We start from the raw sequence: 17,839 nt of genomic DNA, 5'->3' as shown, positions 1-17,839 counted from the left end.
AGCGAACGATTTCGCTAGGCATGACTATAAGCCATCATCTGCTCTGAGATACGCTTCCATGAAGGCGGCAGGCGGGACCACTGCCAGGATGTCATATCCGCCATAATCTCATGCCCCAACATCTGCGCTTCGCCTATCTCCCATTTCTGACAGAGCTGGACAAGCTCAAGCAAAAGACCATACCAGAGCCAGAGGCTATCATTCGGACCAGCAGCAAGCAAAGGCTGGATCAGGAGACAATAGCGATCGATCTGTTGGTCTTGTAGAGCTTGTAGAGATTCCAACCAACGGTGGAGTCGTGGGCTCAGATAACACTGCTCCGATAAAACGCTGCACGTATGCGCGTTCAGCATCTGAAGCATGGCCTCTGTGTCGCCTTCTCGACCAACAACCATAAAGAGAATCTCAAAGAGTGCCTGTTCAAATAAGAAATTTCTTGGCTCAACTGCCAGATGAGAGAGCGCATGAGCATCCCAGGTGGTTGGAAAAGGTAATGAGAAACGCTTCTGCTCCATATAATCAACAATGGCAACACTCATCTGAAAAGCTTCCGCAATCTCTCCCTGACGGCGCTTCAGTCGGATGAGATTGAGTAACAGGCGAAGTCTATGCAGATGATAATGACCATATCCATAGTCATTTTCCAACGACTCATCAATGGCTAACGCGCGATAAATTCTTGCTGTCCCGGAATCATACTCTTGCCGCCGATAATCGAGATAGGCGACAGCCGCTTCATGCGCCGAACGCATCATCAAGGTCGCAACAGGAGAAAGGTCCTGACTCTCGATTAAAGTCTCTGTGCTCGTAAAGAGATAATCAGCAATGGCAAGATTCCCTTCACGCGCAGCCTTCAGAGCAGCCACGCGAAAATGAGCACATTTTGTAAATACCGCCTGTTCTGCTGGCGTTAAAGGAAGATCGGCCTCTTGATCCAGGCTCTGCTGAAAATCCTTATCAGAGAGCATCACAAGTGGTTTTACTCTCCCGATTGCATAGCTTGAGCGCAGATTGCGCAGGTGTTCCTCGAGATTCATAGTCGGTCCCCGCCTCTCGTCATGGTGAATACGTTAATACGAAGTGACTCCTCAGCAAAGTTGGCTCTCATGAACAGTATTGCTTGCAAGCTCTCGCAAGATGGTTTTGATCTGAAACGGCGTTAGCTCTGGATAGACGGCTAAAATCTGGGCAATAATACCAGTAATATGGGGCGCAGCAAAGCTGTTGCCCGTCGCCATAATCCATTGCTGATTTAACCAGGCTACATTCACATCAATACCAGGTGCCCCAAACTCAACGGGCGGCTGGGGATTATAATAAAATTGGTGCGGGTCCTTCCCCTCATGAGCCGCGACAGAGATTACGGAAGCATAGAGAGAGGGAAAGCTTGGAATAGGCATGTTATTGGCGGCAGTGACCAGGGTCACACCTCGAAAATAGGCCAGATCGGCTAGCTCGTGCAAGGTATCTGAAAACTCTTTTTTTGTCGTACCCAGGCTTAAATTACAGACATGCATGCCATTCTCAATTGCCCACCGTAGTCCGGCCAGAAAGACCGTTCCACGCCCCCTGGACCATTTCCCCAACACTCTGACACTATAGAGTTCGCACTCCGGTGCCAGAGCTCTGATGACGCTGGCGCAGGCGGTACCATGACCAGAGATGTCGATAGGCTCCTCGACTATGGTGGAAAACCCTTCTGGCCCCTCCTCGATCATCACCTGTTTGCTAATGGGCCCACCAACACCAGGATGCGTATCGTCAATGCCACTATCAATCACCGCCACTTTCACCCCTTTGCCACGGCTATCATGATGCAGTAGATCGCGACTAAGCGTTGCAAAGAGATCAAGCGAGGGTAGAGCTATCCGCGCATCGGCGCTAAATTGCCAGCTCCAGGCTGGCCTTTGTACACTCTTTTTTAGCTCTTCTGTCCCCATAATCATCTCTTTCTAGCGCCTGCCTGTAAACGCAACTGAATTGAAGGATGTCAGGCTCGCTTGCCAGTTTCGGCGCTCACGCACGCGTGCAACCATTCCCTGCAACACATTGCTGCAAAGATCACAGCTCTGTTCGCCGTCCAGAATCAGTTCATGAACTAATAGAGCCAATTCATGTGAACGAGCGCTCAAAAGATCTGTGCTTTCACCCCAGTTTGTAAATGCGGCTACTTCCTGATACAGCTGTTGCCGCCGTTCGCTGTCTTCAGTTTCAAAGGTACGAACCATTGCCTGAAGAAAGGTCTGCTGATCTTGAAAAGCACTCGATTGCGCAATGGCAACGGCGGCAATCTGCGCAAATTTACCCAGAACCTCCATGTCAGTGGGGCTAAAGGATTCCTGTTGCCGTTTATCAAGCAGTTCCAACACACCAATCACTCGATCATCATAGAAAAGCGGCACGCAGAGAATACTCTCTGGAACATAGTTCACGGCAAACGCAATATCGGTTGCCAGACGCTGATCTCGCTGCGCCTGGGCAATCGCCATTGGCTGACCCGTTAAACCCACTATTCCAGCGATACCATGTCCGAGAGGGACACGAAATTTCTTTACCTCTTGCGAGGCTGGCCCCATGGCAACCTCAAAAACGAGCTCCTGAGTGGCATCATCCAGAAGAAACAGCGAGCTCGATTGCGCATCAATAAACTGGGCTGCTGCCTGGACAATGAGCTCCAGGAGATGCGAACGGCTAAACGGTGATAGGACCAATCCAACCGCGCTTGAGCTCATGAGCAATCGACGCAGCTCTTCTGCAAACTGCTCCTGCTTCAATTGAAGGCGAAGGCTCTCGATCTCTTGCCTCTGGATTTGAAGCTGCTCTTGTAGAGCCTCAAGGTGCTCCTGTGGCTCTGACATAAAGGAGGTATCTTTCTCCATATTTGCTCTCTTTCTGCCCTTAACGCTTGAGCAGCTGCGCTGTAGCCTCGGCCTGCCGCTTGTAAGCACGAAAACCAGCCCGACTTAACTGAGCTGGTATCCGTTCAGGTGCGCTCAGGCGTAAAAAACTCATTGCAATCCCTGCATATCCAACCTGATAATCAGGAGAAGAAACGTCATAGCGATCCGAAAAAAATGTGAGATGTCCCTCTTGCTCGGTGGCAAATGCTTCCAACAAACGACCAAAAAGCTGAGCCTGGCTGAGGTAGAGAGGCTCTTGCGTCTCCTGATAGAGATCCAGCAAAAATTCAATACTCCCTGCTAGCCCATGACAGAGCACTGGACTCCCATGCTTTGTGAGCTGGAAGACAGTTATGGCCGCACGTTTAGCAATCGTCAATGCCTCAGGGGCCCAGTCATAACGACTCACATGGAGGAAGAAGCGCCCGATCCCCGTTGCTCCATGGCACCAGAAAGGATGAAAGGGGCCGCTGCTACGCTCTGTCATCGGCCAGCTCAAGCCGCTTTGATCCTCGAACATCGGAATAGCGAGACGCTGTAACCAGCGTGTCGCTCCTTGAATAATGGGCAGTAAACGCGTATCCGCTGTTGCCTCAAAAAGATCGAGCAGGGCATCTGCAATTCCCGCTACGCCATGGGCATACCCCAGATACGCACCTTGCTCTGTACTTTGCTCCACTCCCACCATCTCCCAACAAACTTCCCCATTCTCGCGAATCTGTGCAGTCTGTATAAGATGCTCACCACACACCCAGGCTGCATCCAGATGTTCTTGCTCTCTCGTTGTATCCCACAGGAGAAGATGAAAGAGCAACCTTCCTGCTGATCCATGAAACAGATCCAATGTTGTTTGAGGGAAGGCTGCGATCATTCTCCCCCGCTCAACTGCCGCCTCAAGCAGGGTTGAGTCATTAAGGACCAGGCCAGCAAATAAGAAAGCAGTCCCGACTCCAGCTTCTCCAACATAGAGGCCTGAGAGAGGTGGATTACTGTGGGGCTGCATTGTCTGCAAATAGGCAGCTCCCTGAGCCAGAACATTCCTGGCTTCGGGCCTATCCAATTCAGCGGCCAGGCCAGCCAGCGCCAGCAGAGTCCCTGCATGCCCGGCATTAAGATCTCGTAATGCATACCCATTTGTCAGAAAATGCTTCGAGCGCCAGGTAAGCCCTTCTGTACCTGCTTCGGATTGATAGGCAAAAGCACACAGCGTCTCCAACAGGTCGGTCGCAATGCTGCGCGCACGTAACTCATTGGCAACGGTATCAAGCAGACCTGGCACAGATGGAGCTGGAGGCACAATCTGCTCCACAAGCGTTAAGTCTGTCAGAATCTCTGTGAAGGATGCATACCGTTCTGCAACTTCAGGTTGCAGGCAGCGCACAATAATCTGTTTGAGACGATCAGGAATGTCTGCACGAAAAAGCTCAAGCGGACGATTTAATAAATGAAATGGATCAGGGGCATTTGATGATTCTGCCCCGGTCACTATAAAATAGAGCAGGGCTCCAAAGCTATAAATATCATCAGTAATGTGGCGAGGATAGGCCGCATATTGCTGCGGAGAGACATAGCCACGGGTGCCACGCAATAGTTGCCCTGGTGCTCCCTGGCGATCTGCCAGCTCAAAATCGATGAGCGACAATTTTTCATCAGAACCTATAATCAGGTTGGTTGGCTTCAGATCGGCATAGACAAATCCCTGCTCATGGATAAACAGAAGCAGCTCTGCTACCTCGCTGGCCCAGGTCAGGACCTGAGAAAGAGGAACGGCTCCAGTAAGGGTGAGCTTGCTCATCCTCTGCATCAATAGCTCACCTGGCACATCACTCATAACCAGATACATATCGCTATCGTGCTCAAGGAGATCAAAATAGGTGGGAATCTGTGAATGCGAACCAAGAACACGCAGTGCACAGGCTTCGCGATAGAAATCCTCACGCTCGCTTACAGGCAGGACCTGTTGCCAGGAATGCCCTAACGCCTTAATGATACAGGTATGTTTCTCCTCTAAATCTACTGCCAGATAAATTTTATGTTTTACTGAGGCTGAGATCAGGCTCATGAGCAGATAGCGTTGTGCTATGATGCGAGGAGATTTAGGAAGCTCACTTGCCACACCTGCTGCCAGAAAGGGATCGCTCCACTCTGCATAGGCTTTATATGTCAGCGAGCGGACATCACGAATGAGACGCTGATCGGGAGTAGTAAGAGCAGGCCAGATCTGACCATTGGACTCTTGCACCCACTTTTCACTATTCATCCCTCCATACCGATAAAAGACCAGACTATTGGGCCGTAGCATACGATCAGAAGGGATACGTGGTCCCGAGAGGCCATCTGTGAGCTCATCCAGGAGCGGAGCAATCTCTACCGCCTCCTCAGAACTGCGGGGATAGATCGTGAGGAATTTGCCAATCTGACTCTCTCCGCCCTCGCCTTTATTCAATTTCGTAAGATTAAGAAGAGAAGAGGTGCATTTAAAAGCAACCGTTTTCGCAAGAAGAAGCGGCAAAACGCGCCTCAGGACAGTCTCAGCTGAGAGGTGATCAGCCGAAAGATGGAGCTTCCATCCTTGTGCGGGGAGAGTACTCTGAGGACGCCGAAAACGCAACCACATCCTTTGTTCTGTCGGACAGGTTACGTTCCAGTCTTCCAGATCACCAGTCTGATAGAGATCATACACGACCTGGAGAAGAGGATCATCCAGAGATAAATCTAACGCTTTGACAAATGGAGGAACGCTTTCTACTTGTCTATGATCTACTTGCATACGATCTCTCACCCAACTTTCTAAGCAAGAAGCGGAGACACATTTTTCATGGACGGTGCACAAGCACAGGCAAAAGGGGCTGGGATAGAAATGCACACCATTGCTACTTCCTATCCCACAGCCAGATCTTAATAGGCGCTCCCGACACAGGTCATGATACAGGTAAAGATGCATTTACCAAATGTAAATACACCATCCTCACTTCCCTTGTCTGAAAGCTCCTCAGTCAGAAATTCAGCAATGGCATAGTTTGATAAGCCAACTGATGCTAGTGCGCTGCCAGGATCACTGAATACCTGAACCTTAAAGGCAGCATCACTATTGATACGCTCAACAATCGCAGCAGCCGTCTCACGAGTTGCTTGCATGGAAACAGACATGCTCAGATCTCCTTATATCCACCTGAATCTCAAAAAAGAGATCTTAGAGCGAGGTAATGGTGCAGCTGGTCAGGATACAGGTCACGGTACAACCACCACTCACAGGAGCAAGATACCCGCTTACCTCACCTGACAGCTCTTCGGCCACAAACTCGGCTACTGCATCCTTTGGCAGGCCAGCAGCTACCAGAACACCTTCAGGATCGTTGGCCAGTTGAGCCTTAAATTCGGCATCGCTATTGATACGCTCAACAATGGCAGCAGCCGTCTCACGAGTTGTTTGAATGGAATCAGACATGGGTGAATCTCCTTGTAAATGTAATGAACAAGATAAAGAATCGAATATCGAATGAGAACTTAGAGAGAGGTAATGGTGCATTCTGTGAGAATACAGGTCACGGTACAATTACCGACGAGATACCCGCTCACCTCGCCTGACAGCTCTTCGGCCAGAAACTCGGCGACGACATGCTGAGGCAAGCCAGCAGCCACTAAGGCACCTTGAGGGTCATTGGCTACCTGGGCCTTAAACTCGGCATCGCTGTTGATACGCTCAACAATCGCAGCAGCCGTATCACGAGCAGTTTGAATCGAATCAGACATGATTGAAGCTCCTTGTAAATGCAATGAACAAGATAAAGAATCAAACATTGAGTGAGATCTTAGAGCGAGGTAATGGTGCAGGTTGTCAGGATGCAGGTTACGGTGCAATCACTGACGAGATACCCGCTTACTTCGCCCGACAGCTCTTCGGCCAGAAACTCGGCGACAAGCGACTGAGGCAAACCAGCAGCCACCAGAGCACTTTGAGGATCGCTGGAGACCTGAGCCTTGAATTCGGCATCGGTGTTGATACGCTCAACAATGGCAGCAGCAGTCTCACGAGCGGTTTGAATGGAATCAGACATGGGTGAACCTCCTTGCAAATGCAATGAACAAGATAAAAAATCGAACATTGAGTGAGATCTTAGAGAGAGGTGATGGTGCAGCTTGTCAGGACACAGGTTAGTGAACACTGATCTACTAAATACCCACTGACCTCGCCTGACAGCTCTTCGGCAATAAATTCGGCGACAGATGCCTTAGGCAATCCAGCGGCAACCAGAGCGGCTTCAGGGTCTTTCGCAACCTGAGCTTTGAAATCAGCATCGCTGCTAATACGATTGACAAGTTCGGCGGCTTTTTCACGAATCTGATTCGTTGCTTCTGACATGTTGAAATCTCCTTTTACTGGACAAATAAGTACAACAATACTTAATTACCGGGCCAAAAAGCTCTGCAATGAGAAGATTAAAATAGCGGTTTGAAGCAGACGTTTTGGGAACCAGTCTGACCACTGACTGTAGATCTTCCTCGCTTTTCTTGGGGAGGAATTTATCTTACGTGAGGAGTATAGAAGATTCTGAAGGGAAAAAGGTTACACCACTGTAGCATCCTTGTATCATCTCTGCATCAGATAAAAAAATGGGTTCCTGTTTATTGAACAGGAACCCGCAGATAGTTGTGTGGGGCGTGCCCTTCCTGGCGTTCAGTCAAACGCTCAAGTATTTTCCGATGGGTCGCTTGATTCAGCCAGTAATCATACTCGCCCAGGCAATAGCCATAGATGCTATCCTCTGCCATCGCTTGCAGAACCAGTGGACGAGGCAACCAGCCACCATGCAAAGAATGCTGGCTCAAGCGGCGTACAAGCTGGCTCAAAGCTTGACAGACGATGGCTTCACGTTGATCAAGCATATGGACGAACCGATGTCGCTTTAAGTAGATTGTCTCATGCCCTCCCTCAGACGTCTCCTGCCAATCAATCTCCACTAATTTAATCGTCTGTGCATATTCAATGGCCCATTCAGCTAATTCACGATTCCCATGGGTCGCCACTTTAACCATCGCATCCACCGTTTCTGCCACCGTTTTTTGTCGCTCTGGACTATTCCCGCGCAGGATACGAAGTGCCAGCACCACCCCCCAGATATTCATTCGTCCCAGGAGTCGCTGGAGTAAACGAGATTCCAGATCTAAACGCAAAGCATTCTCATTCTGCTTTAAGAGCCCATCGCGCAGTAATAGAGCAATCCATTCCTCTTTATCATCTTGTTTGAATAAAAACCGTTTTGAGGACTCGACTTTAGACCAGAACTCTGCGTGAGTAAGGGCCTGATGTTTCGCTTTCCGATACAGTACCTCGATCAAATGATTGCGCTTACGCAGAAGGCATTGAACTTCGTCGTTCTCCTCAACTAACCAGACATTGACACGACCACGGTCATCCTGATACTGCCTATCGCAGACCTCCTGGCGCTGAACCCAGAGACGCTGCAAGGCCAATTGATAGATAGACCTGGCCCTCTGTTCACCAAACAAGAAGACTGCCCTTCGTTGGAGCACATGCTCATGGATCACAGGGAAACCTTCCCGTACCAGAAAATGATCCAATCCCAACACAAATGCTGGCAAATAGGGAAGACTCTGCAAGATCTCATCCGGTTCCGACATAGTTTCTTTCGGTGTGATGAACTGAACATCATTCCAGAGACATTCACTGATTTTCTCAACCATACAAGACACTCCTTTATTCTTTTTGTCCATAAAAAACACAAAGGATTGTTGTAAAATTTTTATCCGTCAAAGCAGCAGAGTATAGATCCCACTGCCTTGCATCTACTCGTATTCCGCTCACTAACCGTGAATGATAAGGGTGGCAAGCTCACCTCTTGCGAAGAGCTCAGATGGACAAGACGCTGCTCAATTGCTCTCTTCACGATATATTGCGCTTCGATGGAGGTCATTTTTTCGGTCAGGAGCAGTAGTAATTGCGAAAATTGCATAACTTGATTGTTACGATTGACGCAATAGTCGCTGAGCACATCCATCAAATAAGCCTGGTTTTGGCGCTCTTGCTCGAGCATAAGCGGCAAGACATAATGAGATGGATAAGAAGACAATGCAATAACAAGCACTGGATGCCCGAACTGTGGGACAAAACGACCCAGGAGAACCCCCAGCTCTAACAAGAGATCCAGCCATGCAGCACTGTACTCTCGATCCTGAAAGAACTGATCCGTTGCCAGAGCTTCTTCCAATACGCTACACTCGACCCATTCCCGGTCCATTAACAGGCCACGTAGCATCATCAGAATACGAACTCTTCTCAGATAGGCATTCTGTGCTATCTGATGATTGGAATTAACCCTGATAAAAGGCCTGGATACGCTCTCATCCAGGTGAACAAAGAAGAGTTGCTCCTCTATGGCCATCTGCACCCAATCATGGCTTCCTCGCTGAAACCAGTTTAGTCCTTGAATGTGCATATCCAGAGCTTCTAGCGAGCAGACACCGCCCCTATCGCGCTGCACGTAATCAGCCATCAGTACCAGCGCATACCAGGGCATCTGTTGATGCCAGTGCAGCCCTTTACACTCCAGGCTAAAAGGCATTGGTGGCTCGTTCATAGTATTTCAATCTTCTCCTCTTGGTGAAAACAATCATCTATGCCCAGTTTAAAACACCTCTGGCTGAAAGAAGAGGTCTGGCAAGGGGCTGGAAAGAGGTTTTTGGGGGGCTCTTTAGAGAGAGAGAGAGAGAGAGAGAGGATCGCGGAAATATTAGGATAAAAGATACAAAATATAGCAGGAAAAATGGCTTATTGCATATAATTATATCTATATTATGACAGGCCATTGCTTGTCTACGAGGGGGACAAACTTATGACGACAGAGAAGCCATCCAATGAAAAACTTCTAAAGCCAAATTCTAAGTTAAAAGCTATGCGTTTGAAGCAAGGTTGGACACATCAAGTGCTTGCCTCAAAAATTGGCCTGGCTGATTCTCATACTGCCAGCCGCTGGGAGCGTGGTATAGCGCAGCCGAGTTTACACTTTCAAAACAAGCTTATAGAAGTGTCTGGCCTCTCCGCAGAAGAATTAGGTTTCCTGGACGCTCAGATATCTGACAACCCTCTTAATTCATCAACAGCTCCTATACAACATGAGCCAGACGCTACAACAATATCAATGTACAAGCTTCCAGCGTTTATCACATCCTTTGTAGGGCGACAGGAAGAGATGGCTCTGCTCAGTGAAATGCTGACTCGTCCCGAAATAAGGATGATCACGCTTCTGGGCCCTGGAGGCATTGGGAAGACCCGGCTTGCCATACAAATTGCGCCACATGTACACAACTACTTTACCGATGGCATCTGTTTCGTTGCCTTTAACACCCTTAACAGTGATGCACTGGTAGTTTCGACGCTGGCTTCGGAGCTCTCTATTTATGAAGACGATAAGAATGGCACGTCTCTCATCGATCGCATTAAATATTTTCTTCATACAAAACGTTTTTTACTTATACTGGACACATTTGAACAAGTCATTCAAGCAGCTCCATTGCTTGAAGAACTGCTCATTGCCTGCCCACAGCTTAAAGTGCTGGTCACAAGCCGTGAGATCCTGCGTGTTCAAGCAGAACATATCTTTACCGTTCCGCCCCTCTCGCTTCCCGAACCAACCACTAGTACGACATTAGAAGACAACACTAACTCTACAGCAGTGACACTTTTCATTCAACGCGCACGAGCCCATGATGCAACCTTTAAGCTGACAAAAACAAATCTTGTCGCGATAATGAAGCTCTGCAAACTACTGGATGGCCTTCCACTTGCGATAGAGTTAGCAGCATCACGAGTGAAACTTCTCTCGCCTTCAGCACTACTAGCTCGCCGTTCCCAACTCATTCATCTCCTCAAAAATAATGTGCATACCACCGATGAACGACATCACACACTCTACAATACCATTCGTTGGAGCTATGATCTCTTAAATGAGCAAGAGCGCTGGTTCTTTCGTCAGATGGCGATCTTTGCTGGTGAGACTTCCCTTACTACGCTCGAAAACTTCTTTGCAACCTCATCGCAGGATGCAGTAGCAATTCTTGAGAGGGTCTATGCTCTCCTAAATAAAAGTTTATTACAGGCGATCACTCTCTCTGAAACCGAGACGCAGGTTCTGATGCTCGATATGGTTCGGACGTATGCCTTGGAGCTTCTTAAAGCCGAAGGCGAACTTCACACTATCCAACACTCACATGCTCTCTACTACCTCAATGTCGTGGAAAAGGCAGCTTATTCATTCAAAGGACCTGAACAGTATCGTGGGTTACAAGAACTTGAGAAAGAGATTAAAAATATTCGTGCTGCCCTCGATTGGTTAATTGCCGAGAACGAAACGGCATTGGCCCTCAAATTTTGTGAAGCTTACGGCAAATTCTGCGGCTTACGTGGCTACTGGAATGAAGAGCGTGAGCTCTTGAAAGCTGCCCTGGATCTTCCACAGACTCCTGAGAGCCGACCAATGCGAGCCCGTGTCTTACGACGTGCTGGCCATTTAGAATATCGGCTCCGTAGTCTTGAGACAGCTGAGCTCTTTCATTCTGAGAGTGCGACGCTTTCGCGAGAGCTCGGCGATACACAGAATCTCGCTGGAGCATTAAATGGTCTGGCCTCAGTGTATGTACGCAAAGGTGAAACAGAGAAAGCAGCACAATTATTAGAGGAAGGTATCGCCGCCGCTCGTGAATCAAGAGATATCTGGTCTATTGCCAATGCCCTTGAGAGTCGTGGACGTTTCCTTCATCATCAAGGGAATCTCCAGGCAGCACAAAAAATGCTTGCTGAAAGTCTAGATCTTTCACGCAGTATTGAGGATAAAGAGACAATTACCCGAACGCTATTTACGCTCTCATCACTAGAACTGGCTCAAAATCATGTTCAGCGGGCTGCACAAGCGGCCAGGGAAGGTTTCGAACTGGCCCAGGAACTTGGGACAAAGCCTCTATTAGCTCTGGCGCTAGAAATTCTTGGGACAGTAACTGCCTTTCAGGGACAATATGAACAGGCAAGAGAGCATTTTCGTGCCAGTATTATGCTGGCAGAACAGTTGGGCGATACATCAGCAGTAAGGGACCGTCAGATAAAAATGCAGCAATTACCACCAGAAACATACGACTAGAAGCAAGTAAAGACCGCTAATTAAGATAAAAGGGACAGCAGATAGGAACAAAAAAAGACAAAAAAAAAGCCAGGATCTCTCAATCCTGACTTCTCTCTTTGTTCCATTGCACCTGATGGTACCAACTGTTGAGGATATTCTCTCAATTTTGCCGAGCGCGCCGTTTACAACCACGCGTTCAAGCCGATTTTTGCTCGCTCACCCACTCAAGACCTGAATGACAAGCCGTACGATCATTAGGGCGACTTCGCTCCACCTGTTACCAGGCGTCCACGTGTCGTCTATCGACCAGGTCTTCTTCCTGGGATCTTGATCACACAAAGTGATGGGAAGACTCATCTTGGGTGCGGCTTCGCGCTTAGATGCCTTCAGCGCTTATCCCTTCTGAACATAGCTATCCAGCTGTGGCCCGGGCAGGCCAACTGGCACACCAGCGGTTCAGCCATCTCGGTCCTCTCGTACTGGAGATGACGCCCCTCAATCTTCCTACGCCCACGACGGATAGAGACCGAACTGTCTCGCGACGTTCTGAACCCAGCTCGCGTGCCGCTTTCATGGGCGAACAGCCCAACCCTTGGGACCTACTCCAGCCCCAGGATGCGACGAGCCGACATCGAGGTGCCAAACCTTGCCGTCGATGTGAACTCTTGGGCAAGATAAGCCTGTTATCCCCGGGGTAGCTTTTATCCGTTGAGCCACACTCCTTCCACTCGGGAATGTGGGATCACTAAGTCCGACTTTCGTCCCTGCTCGGCGCGTCTGCCTTGCAGTCAAGCTCTCTTCTGCCTTTACACTCGAAAAGGGTGATGTCCATCCACCCGGAGAGAACCTTTGAGCGCCTCCGTTACTCTTTGGGAGGCGACCGCCCCAGTCAAACTACCCACCTGGTCCTGTCTGCCAACCGGTTCACGGTCTGGCGTGAGACACAAAACACAACGAGAGTGGTATTTCACTGCTGCCTCCTCCACCCCCACAAGGATGGATTCTTCGGCTCCCACCTATGCTACGCACGCTGTCCCTCGTATCCAGGCCAAGCTGTAGTAAAGCTCCACGGGGTCTTTTTGTCCTGTCGTGGGTAACCCGTATCTTCACGGGTACTTCAATTTCGCCGAGTCCTCTGTCGAGACAGTGCTCAACTCGTTACTCCTTTCGTGCGGGTCGGAACTTACCCGACAAGGAATTTCGCTACCTTAGGACCGTTATAGTTACGGCCGCCGTTCACCGGGGCTTCACCTCGTGGCTACGAACACCACTCAGCTTAACCTTCCGGCACTGGGCAGGAGTCAGCCCCTATACTTCCGCTTTCACGTTCGCAGAGACCTGTGTTTTTGGTAAACAGTCGGTTGAGCCAATTTCTTGCAGCCCCCTCACGCATCGAAACACGCTACTGGGGCACCCCTTCTACCGAAGGTACGGGGTCAATTTGCCGAGTTCCTTAACAGAGGGTCGCTCGATCACCTTGGGGGAGTTCCCCCTGCCTACCAGTGTCGGTTTGCGGTACGGGTAGCGTCAGCTCTCACGAGAGGCTTTTCTTGGCAGCCTGGGGTCCGATGACTTCCGCACGATTGCTCGCGCTCGGTGCCGCTGTCATGCACAGGAGACCGGGATTTGCCTCGATCTCGCACTTCAAACGACACGCCGATCCTGTCCATTCGATCGGTTCACCTTCCCTACTGCGTCCCCCCATTGTTGCTAACGATCTGACGCTAGTGCAGGAATCTCTGACCTGCTTTCCATCGCCTACGACTATGACGTCCTCGGCTTAGGGCCCGACTCACCCTGGGACGATTGACGGTGCCCAGGAACCCTCAGGCATTCGGTGTCTCTGGTTTTCACAGAGATTACGCTACTCATTCCGGCATTCTCACTTCTCGTCGCTCCACCAGTCCTTGCGGTCTGGCTTCTCTGCTTGAGAACGCTCCCCTACCATTGCACCACAAGGATGCAATTCACGGCTTCGGTACACTGCTTAAGCCTCGCTACGTTGTCGGTGCCACTACACTCGACCAGTGAGCTATTACGCACTCTTTCAATGATGGCTGCTTCTAAGCCAACATCCTGGCTGTTATTGCGTACTGACTCCCTTTGACACTGAGCAGTGATTTAGAGACCTTAGCCGGTGATCTGGGCTGTTTCCCTTTTGACAATGAAGCTTAGCCCCCACTGTCTCACTTGCATGCTCCACTCTGCTGGCATTCGCAGTTTGAGAAGGGTTGGTAACCCGCACAGGGCCCCGAGCCTTTCCAGCGCTCTACCTCCAACAGACAACACATGCAGCTGTACCTCAATACATTTCGGGGAGAACCAGCTATCTCCACGTTCGATTGGAATTTCTCCCCTATCCACAAGTCATCCCCCAGTTTTGCAACACTGGTGGGTTCGAGCCTCGACGGACTGTCACATCCGCTTCACTCTGCTCATGGATAGCTCACGTGGTTTCGGGTCGCATCGCCGCAACGCGCGCCTACTTCAGACTCGGTTGCCCTCTGGCTCCCCAGCTTTACCGCTGGTTAACCTGCTACGACGATGCACTCGCCGGATCATTCTACAAAAGGCACGCCATCAGCCCTTGGTTCCTCCTGGAACAGTGGCCTCTGACTGCTGGTGAGTACGTGGTTTCAGGGTCTCTTTCATCCCCCTCTCGGGGTGCTTTTCACCTTTCCCTCACGGTACTTGTTCGCTATCGGTCACGAAAGATGTTGAGCCTTGGAGGGTGGTCCCCCCAGCTTCCCACAAGGTTTCACGTGCCTCGTGGTACTCAGGATCCTCGCCCACGCTGGTTGATCGTCTTCTACAGGACTCTCACCTGCTCTGGTTGCGCTTTCCAACGCATTCGAATGATCGGCCATTGTTTGTTGCGAGTCCTACAACCCCGCCCGTTCCGAAGAACGGATGGTTTGGGCTCCTCCCGGTTCGCTCGCCACTACTACGGGAATCTCGGTTGATTTCTTTTCGTCGAGCTACTGAGATGTTTCAGTTCGCCCGCTGCCCTCTGCCCTGTCTATGTGTTCAACAGGGAGTATCCAGACATCACTCTGGATGGGTTGCCCCATTCGGAATCTCGAGGTTCATGGCTTGTATGCAGCTCCCCTCGAACGTTTCGCCGGTCTCCGCGTCCTTCATCGGTCTTTCGTGCCAAGGCATCCACCTCGTACTCTGTGTAGCTTGTTCGTTTCTTGGTCTTGATGGTGTCTTGCTTGCTCTGCTTCAACTCGTGCTTGCAATCTTCATCGCTCAGCAAAATTGAAGGAATATCCTCTTCAGTTGTTCAGGTGCACGTGATCAGGGGGAAACCCCAACCACTGGAGAGTGGAAACCAAACGCAGTCCCTGGTCGCTCAAAGCAACCATCAGTATCCTGTTTCGACCTAGGAGTGGATGGAGGTGCTTGCTCATTGCTGAGAAAGGTCCATCAAAGCTCCCTAGAAAGGAGGTGATCCAGCCGCACCTTCCGGTACGGCTACCTTGTTACGACTTCACCCCAATCACCGACCCCACCCTCGACGCTTGCCTCCCCGAAGGGTTAGCCCAGCGGCTTCAGGTGTTGCCGACTTTCGTGGTGTGACGGGCGGTGTGTACAAGACCCGGGAACGTATTCACCGTAGTGTGCTGACCTACGGTTACTAGCAACTCCCACTTCATGGAGGCGGGTTGCAGCCTCCAATCTGAACTGAGGCCGAGTTTGACGAGATTGGCTCCCCCTCGCGGGTTCGCAACTCTTTGTCTCGACCATTGTAGCGTGTGTGTCGCCCAGGACGTAAGGGCCGTGCTGACTTGACGTCATCCCCGCCTTCCTCCACGTTGATCGCGGCAGTTTCGTTAGATCATTCAACTAACGACAGGGGTTGCGCTCGTTGCGGGACTTAACCCAACATCTCACGACACGAGCTGACGACAGCCATGCAGCACCTGTGGAACCGCCCCGAAGGGACAGCGCGTTACCGCTGGTGCAATTCCATGTCAAGTCCTGGTAAGGTTCTTCGCGTTGCATCGAATTAAACCACACGCTCCGCTGCTTGTGCGGGTCCCCGTCAATTCCTTTGAGTTTTAATCTTGCGACCGTACTCCCCAGGCGGACCACTTCAAACGTTAGCTCCGGCACTGAGAGGGTCGAACCCCCCAACGCCTAGTGGTCATCGTTTACGGCCAGGACTACCGGGGTATCTAATCCCGTTCGCTCCCCTGGCTTTCGCACCTGAGCGTCAGGTACTTCCCAGGACACTGCCTTCGCCATTGGTGTTCCTCCGGATATCTACGCATTTCACCACTCCACCCGGAATTCCGTGTCCCTCTGAAGCCCTCAAGTCGGGCAGTCTTCATACACCCTCTCCAGTTGAGCCGGAGATTGTCAGTACAAACTTACCTGACCGCCTGCGTGCGCTTTACGCCCAATAAATCCGGACAACGCTTGCCCCCTACGTATTACCGCGGCTGCTGGCACGTAGTTAGCCGGGGCTTCTTCCTTGGGTACCGTCCGTTCTCGTCCCCAAGAAAAGCAGTTTACGATCCGAAAACCGTCATCCTGCACGCGGCGTTGCTCGTTCAGGGTTGCCCCCATTGACGAAAATTCCTCACTGCTGCCCCCCGTAGGAGTCTGGGCCGTTCTCAATCCCAGTGTGGCTGATCGTCCTCTCAGACCAGCTACTGATCGTCGCCTTGGTAAGCTTTGACCCTACCAACTAGCTAATCAGACGCAGACCCATCCCAAAGCGCCCTTGCGAGCTTTCCTCTTGCGAGCATATGCGGTATTGTCGGCGATTTCTCGCCGGTATTCCTCACTTTGGGGCAGATAATCCACGCGTTACTCACCCGTCCGCCACTCACTCATTGCTGAGTGCGTTCGACTTGCATGTGTTAGGCACGCCGCCAGCGTTTATCCTGAGCCAGGATCAAACTCGCCATCCAATTTATGTCCTCACCCTCACAGCGGAGGATGAAAAAATGCATTGTTAGTTCGCGATCCAGTCCAAGTTATTATTGCTTGGCTTGTTCGCAGATTTGCATCACTTAGCGTGAGCCAAGTGATTGAATTGACAGGAACTGGTGTCTTGTTCCTTCTTACTAAACCAGTTACTGTTCTGCTTTCCACTCTTCAGTTGTCAAAGTGCGACTGATCGAGAACCGTAGCTCTCGGGTGTCTCGCTCGATTGCGTTGTTTTGGCGTTCTCGCGACGACTGCTGTAGTATCTCACATTCCTCGGGGTCTGTCAAGCGTTTTCTTGTTGAGTTTTTCGCCTGTCCCGAAAGTCCTTCTTCTCCGGTGTTGGCACGTTTCAGGCCTCTGAAGAGGGCTGAAAGACCTACGGACGAACCGTGTGGTCGTGCACATCATCGGGAAGGAATCTTCCTGAGGGGCCACGTTACCGTGGCACAGCCGGGGGTTTGCGGACAGGAGCACTCTCCAGGAGAGTGATTGTCTGGAAACGACAGCTCACGGAGTATAGCACTCGGGAAAGGGGCTGTCAAGGGGGTAATAAATTTTTAAATTTTTTTAACTTTTTGCAGAGGAGGACCATTCTCGTCGGGGCCGGGAAGCGTTTCGAGGGATCTCGTTTCTCTGTGTCAGCTCCGCTCTGGTCGCTCCTTCATAACGCAACGTGACCATGGGCGATGGAGGGGCTGGCATAGGGCAGCTGCACGTTCAGGAAGGAGACGCCCTACTTGTCTTGTCATATCACGCTCTATTTCAAAGACAAAACACTGCCAAGTAGGGCGTCTCTTTCCTCTGTTCCCCACTCCGCTCTGTGAGCTCCTCCATGGCCCAATGGGACATGATGCCATGGAGGGG

12 protein-coding genes and 2 rRNA genes are annotated in these 17,839 nt (G+C 50.7%); 1 reads left to right on the top strand and 13 read right to left on the bottom strand.

Annotation, left to right across the window (positions count from 1 at the left end):
* Positions 1 to 14 precede the first annotated feature (14 nt).
* The 11 genes from EL628_RS13185 to EL628_RS13135 all read right to left on the bottom strand — a co-directional run bounded on the left by EL628_RS13185 (position 15) and on the right by EL628_RS13135 (position 9,499).
* A complete protein-coding gene (locus EL628_RS13185; RefSeq protein ID WP_126580398.1) occupies positions 15 to 1,037 on the bottom strand; it encodes a hypothetical protein in 1,023 nt (340 codons plus the stop codon).
* A gap of 51 nt (positions 1,038 to 1,088) precedes the next feature.
* Positions 1,089 to 1,940, bottom strand: coding sequence for a S8 family serine peptidase (locus EL628_RS13180; protein WP_161975476.1), 852 nt, complete (start codon positions 1,938 to 1,940; stop codon positions 1,089 to 1,091).
* Between the two features lie 12 nt (positions 1,941 to 1,952).
* Complete coding sequence (locus tag EL628_RS13175; protein ID WP_126580396.1) at positions 1,953 to 2,879, bottom strand: GAF domain-containing protein; 927 nt, start codon at positions 2,877 to 2,879, stop codon at positions 1,953 to 1,955.
* 19 nt (positions 2,880 to 2,898) lie between these two features.
* A complete protein-coding gene (locus EL628_RS13170) occupies positions 2,899 to 5,670 on the bottom strand; it encodes a class III lanthionine synthetase LanKC N-terminal domain-containing protein (RefSeq protein ID WP_161975475.1) in 2,772 nt (923 codons plus the stop codon).
* Between the two features lie 128 nt (positions 5,671 to 5,798).
* Positions 5,799 to 6,050 (bottom strand): hypothetical protein, encoded by a 252-nt coding sequence (locus tag EL628_RS13165; protein WP_126580394.1) that lies wholly within the window; start codon positions 6,048 to 6,050, stop codon positions 5,799 to 5,801.
* A gap of 43 nt (positions 6,051 to 6,093) precedes the next feature.
* Positions 6,094 to 6,348 carry a hypothetical protein gene (locus EL628_RS13160; RefSeq protein WP_126580393.1) on the bottom strand — a complete coding sequence of 85 codons (255 nt, stop codon included), beginning with the start codon at positions 6,346 to 6,348 and terminating at the stop codon, positions 6,094 to 6,096.
* Between the two features lie 59 nt (positions 6,349 to 6,407).
* Positions 6,408 to 6,653 carry a hypothetical protein gene (locus tag EL628_RS13155; RefSeq protein ID WP_126580392.1) on the bottom strand — a complete coding sequence of 82 codons (246 nt, stop codon included), beginning with the start codon at positions 6,651 to 6,653 and terminating at the stop codon, positions 6,408 to 6,410.
* A gap of 59 nt (positions 6,654 to 6,712) precedes the next feature.
* The gene (locus tag EL628_RS13150) at positions 6,713 to 6,958 is read right to left on the bottom strand and encodes a hypothetical protein (protein ID WP_126580391.1); all 246 of its coding nucleotides are present in this window, start codon (positions 6,956 to 6,958) and stop codon (positions 6,713 to 6,715) included.
* A gap of 59 nt (positions 6,959 to 7,017) precedes the next feature.
* Positions 7,018 to 7,263, bottom strand: a complete 246-nt coding sequence (locus tag EL628_RS13145; RefSeq protein WP_126580390.1) for a hypothetical protein — start codon at positions 7,261 to 7,263, stop codon at positions 7,018 to 7,020.
* A 263-nt stretch (positions 7,264 to 7,526) separates the two neighbouring features.
* Positions 7,527 to 8,606 carry a hypothetical protein gene (locus EL628_RS13140; protein ID WP_126580389.1) on the bottom strand — a complete coding sequence of 360 codons (1,080 nt, stop codon included), beginning with the start codon at positions 8,604 to 8,606 and terminating at the stop codon, positions 7,527 to 7,529.
* A 59-nt stretch (positions 8,607 to 8,665) separates the two neighbouring features.
* Positions 8,666 to 9,499: a hypothetical protein gene (locus EL628_RS13135; protein ID WP_126580388.1), complete on the bottom strand. Its 834-nt coding sequence runs from the start codon at positions 9,497 to 9,499 to the stop codon at positions 8,666 to 8,668.
* 255 nt (positions 9,500 to 9,754) lie between these two features.
* Here EL628_RS13135 and EL628_RS13130 point away from each other — a divergent pair, with 255 nt between their 5' ends.
* Positions 9,755 to 12,052 (top strand): tetratricopeptide repeat protein, encoded by a 2,298-nt coding sequence (locus EL628_RS13130; protein WP_126580387.1) that lies wholly within the window; start codon positions 9,755 to 9,757, stop codon positions 12,050 to 12,052.
* Positions 12,053 to 12,268: 216 nt separating this feature from the next.
* On the opposite strand, the gene EL628_RS13125 is transcribed toward EL628_RS13130, so the two are convergent.
* Positions 12,269 to 15,223 (bottom strand): 23S ribosomal RNA (locus EL628_RS13125).
* Between the two features lie 254 nt (positions 15,224 to 15,477).
* Positions 15,478 to 16,956: ribosomal RNA gene (locus EL628_RS13120) — 16S ribosomal RNA — on the bottom strand.
* The 16S and 23S rRNA genes sit together here, the layout of an rRNA operon.
* Positions 16,957 to 17,839 lie beyond the last annotated feature (883 nt).

Origin of the sequence: Tengunoibacter tsumagoiensis (assembly GCF_003967535.1) — a bacterium.
Classification (GTDB): Bacteria; Chloroflexota; Ktedonobacteria; order Ktedonobacterales; family Ktedonobacteraceae; genus Tengunoibacter; species Tengunoibacter tsumagoiensis.
The sequence above is the reverse complement of the archived record's forward strand: the minus strand, read 5'-3'. Positions and strand labels throughout refer to the sequence as shown.

What these genes read in the sequence shown, in the direction of transcription:
- EL628_RS13185 (WP_126580398.1), bottom strand. Translation starts at nt 1,037, where the DNA reads ATGAATCTCGAGGAACACCTGCGCAATCTGCGCTCAAGCTATGCAATC.
- EL628_RS13180 (WP_161975476.1), bottom strand. Translation starts at nt 1,940, where the DNA reads ATGGGGACAGAAGAGCTAAAAAAGAGTGTACAAAGGCCAGCCTGGAGC.
- EL628_RS13175 (WP_126580396.1), bottom strand. Translation starts at nt 2,879, where the DNA reads ATGGAGAAAGATACCTCCTTTATGTCAGAGCCACAGGAGCACCTTGAG.
- EL628_RS13170 (WP_161975475.1), bottom strand. Translation starts at nt 5,670, where the DNA reads ATGCAAGTAGATCATAGACAAGTAGAAAGCGTTCCTCCATTTGTCAAA.
- EL628_RS13165 (WP_126580394.1), bottom strand. Translation starts at nt 6,050, where the DNA reads ATGTCTGTTTCCATGCAAGCAACTCGTGAGACGGCTGCTGCGATTGTT.
- EL628_RS13160 (WP_126580393.1), bottom strand. Translation starts at nt 6,348, where the DNA reads ATGTCTGATTCCATTCAAACAACTCGTGAGACGGCTGCTGCCATTGTT.
- EL628_RS13155 (WP_126580392.1), bottom strand. Translation starts at nt 6,653, where the DNA reads ATGTCTGATTCGATTCAAACTGCTCGTGATACGGCTGCTGCGATTGTT.
- EL628_RS13150 (WP_126580391.1), bottom strand. Translation starts at nt 6,958, where the DNA reads ATGTCTGATTCCATTCAAACCGCTCGTGAGACTGCTGCTGCCATTGTT.
- EL628_RS13145 (WP_126580390.1), bottom strand. Translation starts at nt 7,263, where the DNA reads ATGTCAGAAGCAACGAATCAGATTCGTGAAAAAGCCGCCGAACTTGTC.
- EL628_RS13140 (WP_126580389.1), bottom strand. Translation starts at nt 8,606, where the DNA reads ATGGTTGAGAAAATCAGTGAATGTCTCTGGAATGATGTTCAGTTCATC.
- EL628_RS13135 (WP_126580388.1), bottom strand. Translation starts at nt 9,499, where the DNA reads ATGAACGAGCCACCAATGCCTTTTAGCCTGGAGTGTAAAGGGCTGCAC.
- EL628_RS13130 (WP_126580387.1), top strand. Translation starts at nt 9,755, where the DNA reads ATGACGACAGAGAAGCCATCCAATGAAAAACTTCTAAAGCCAAATTCT.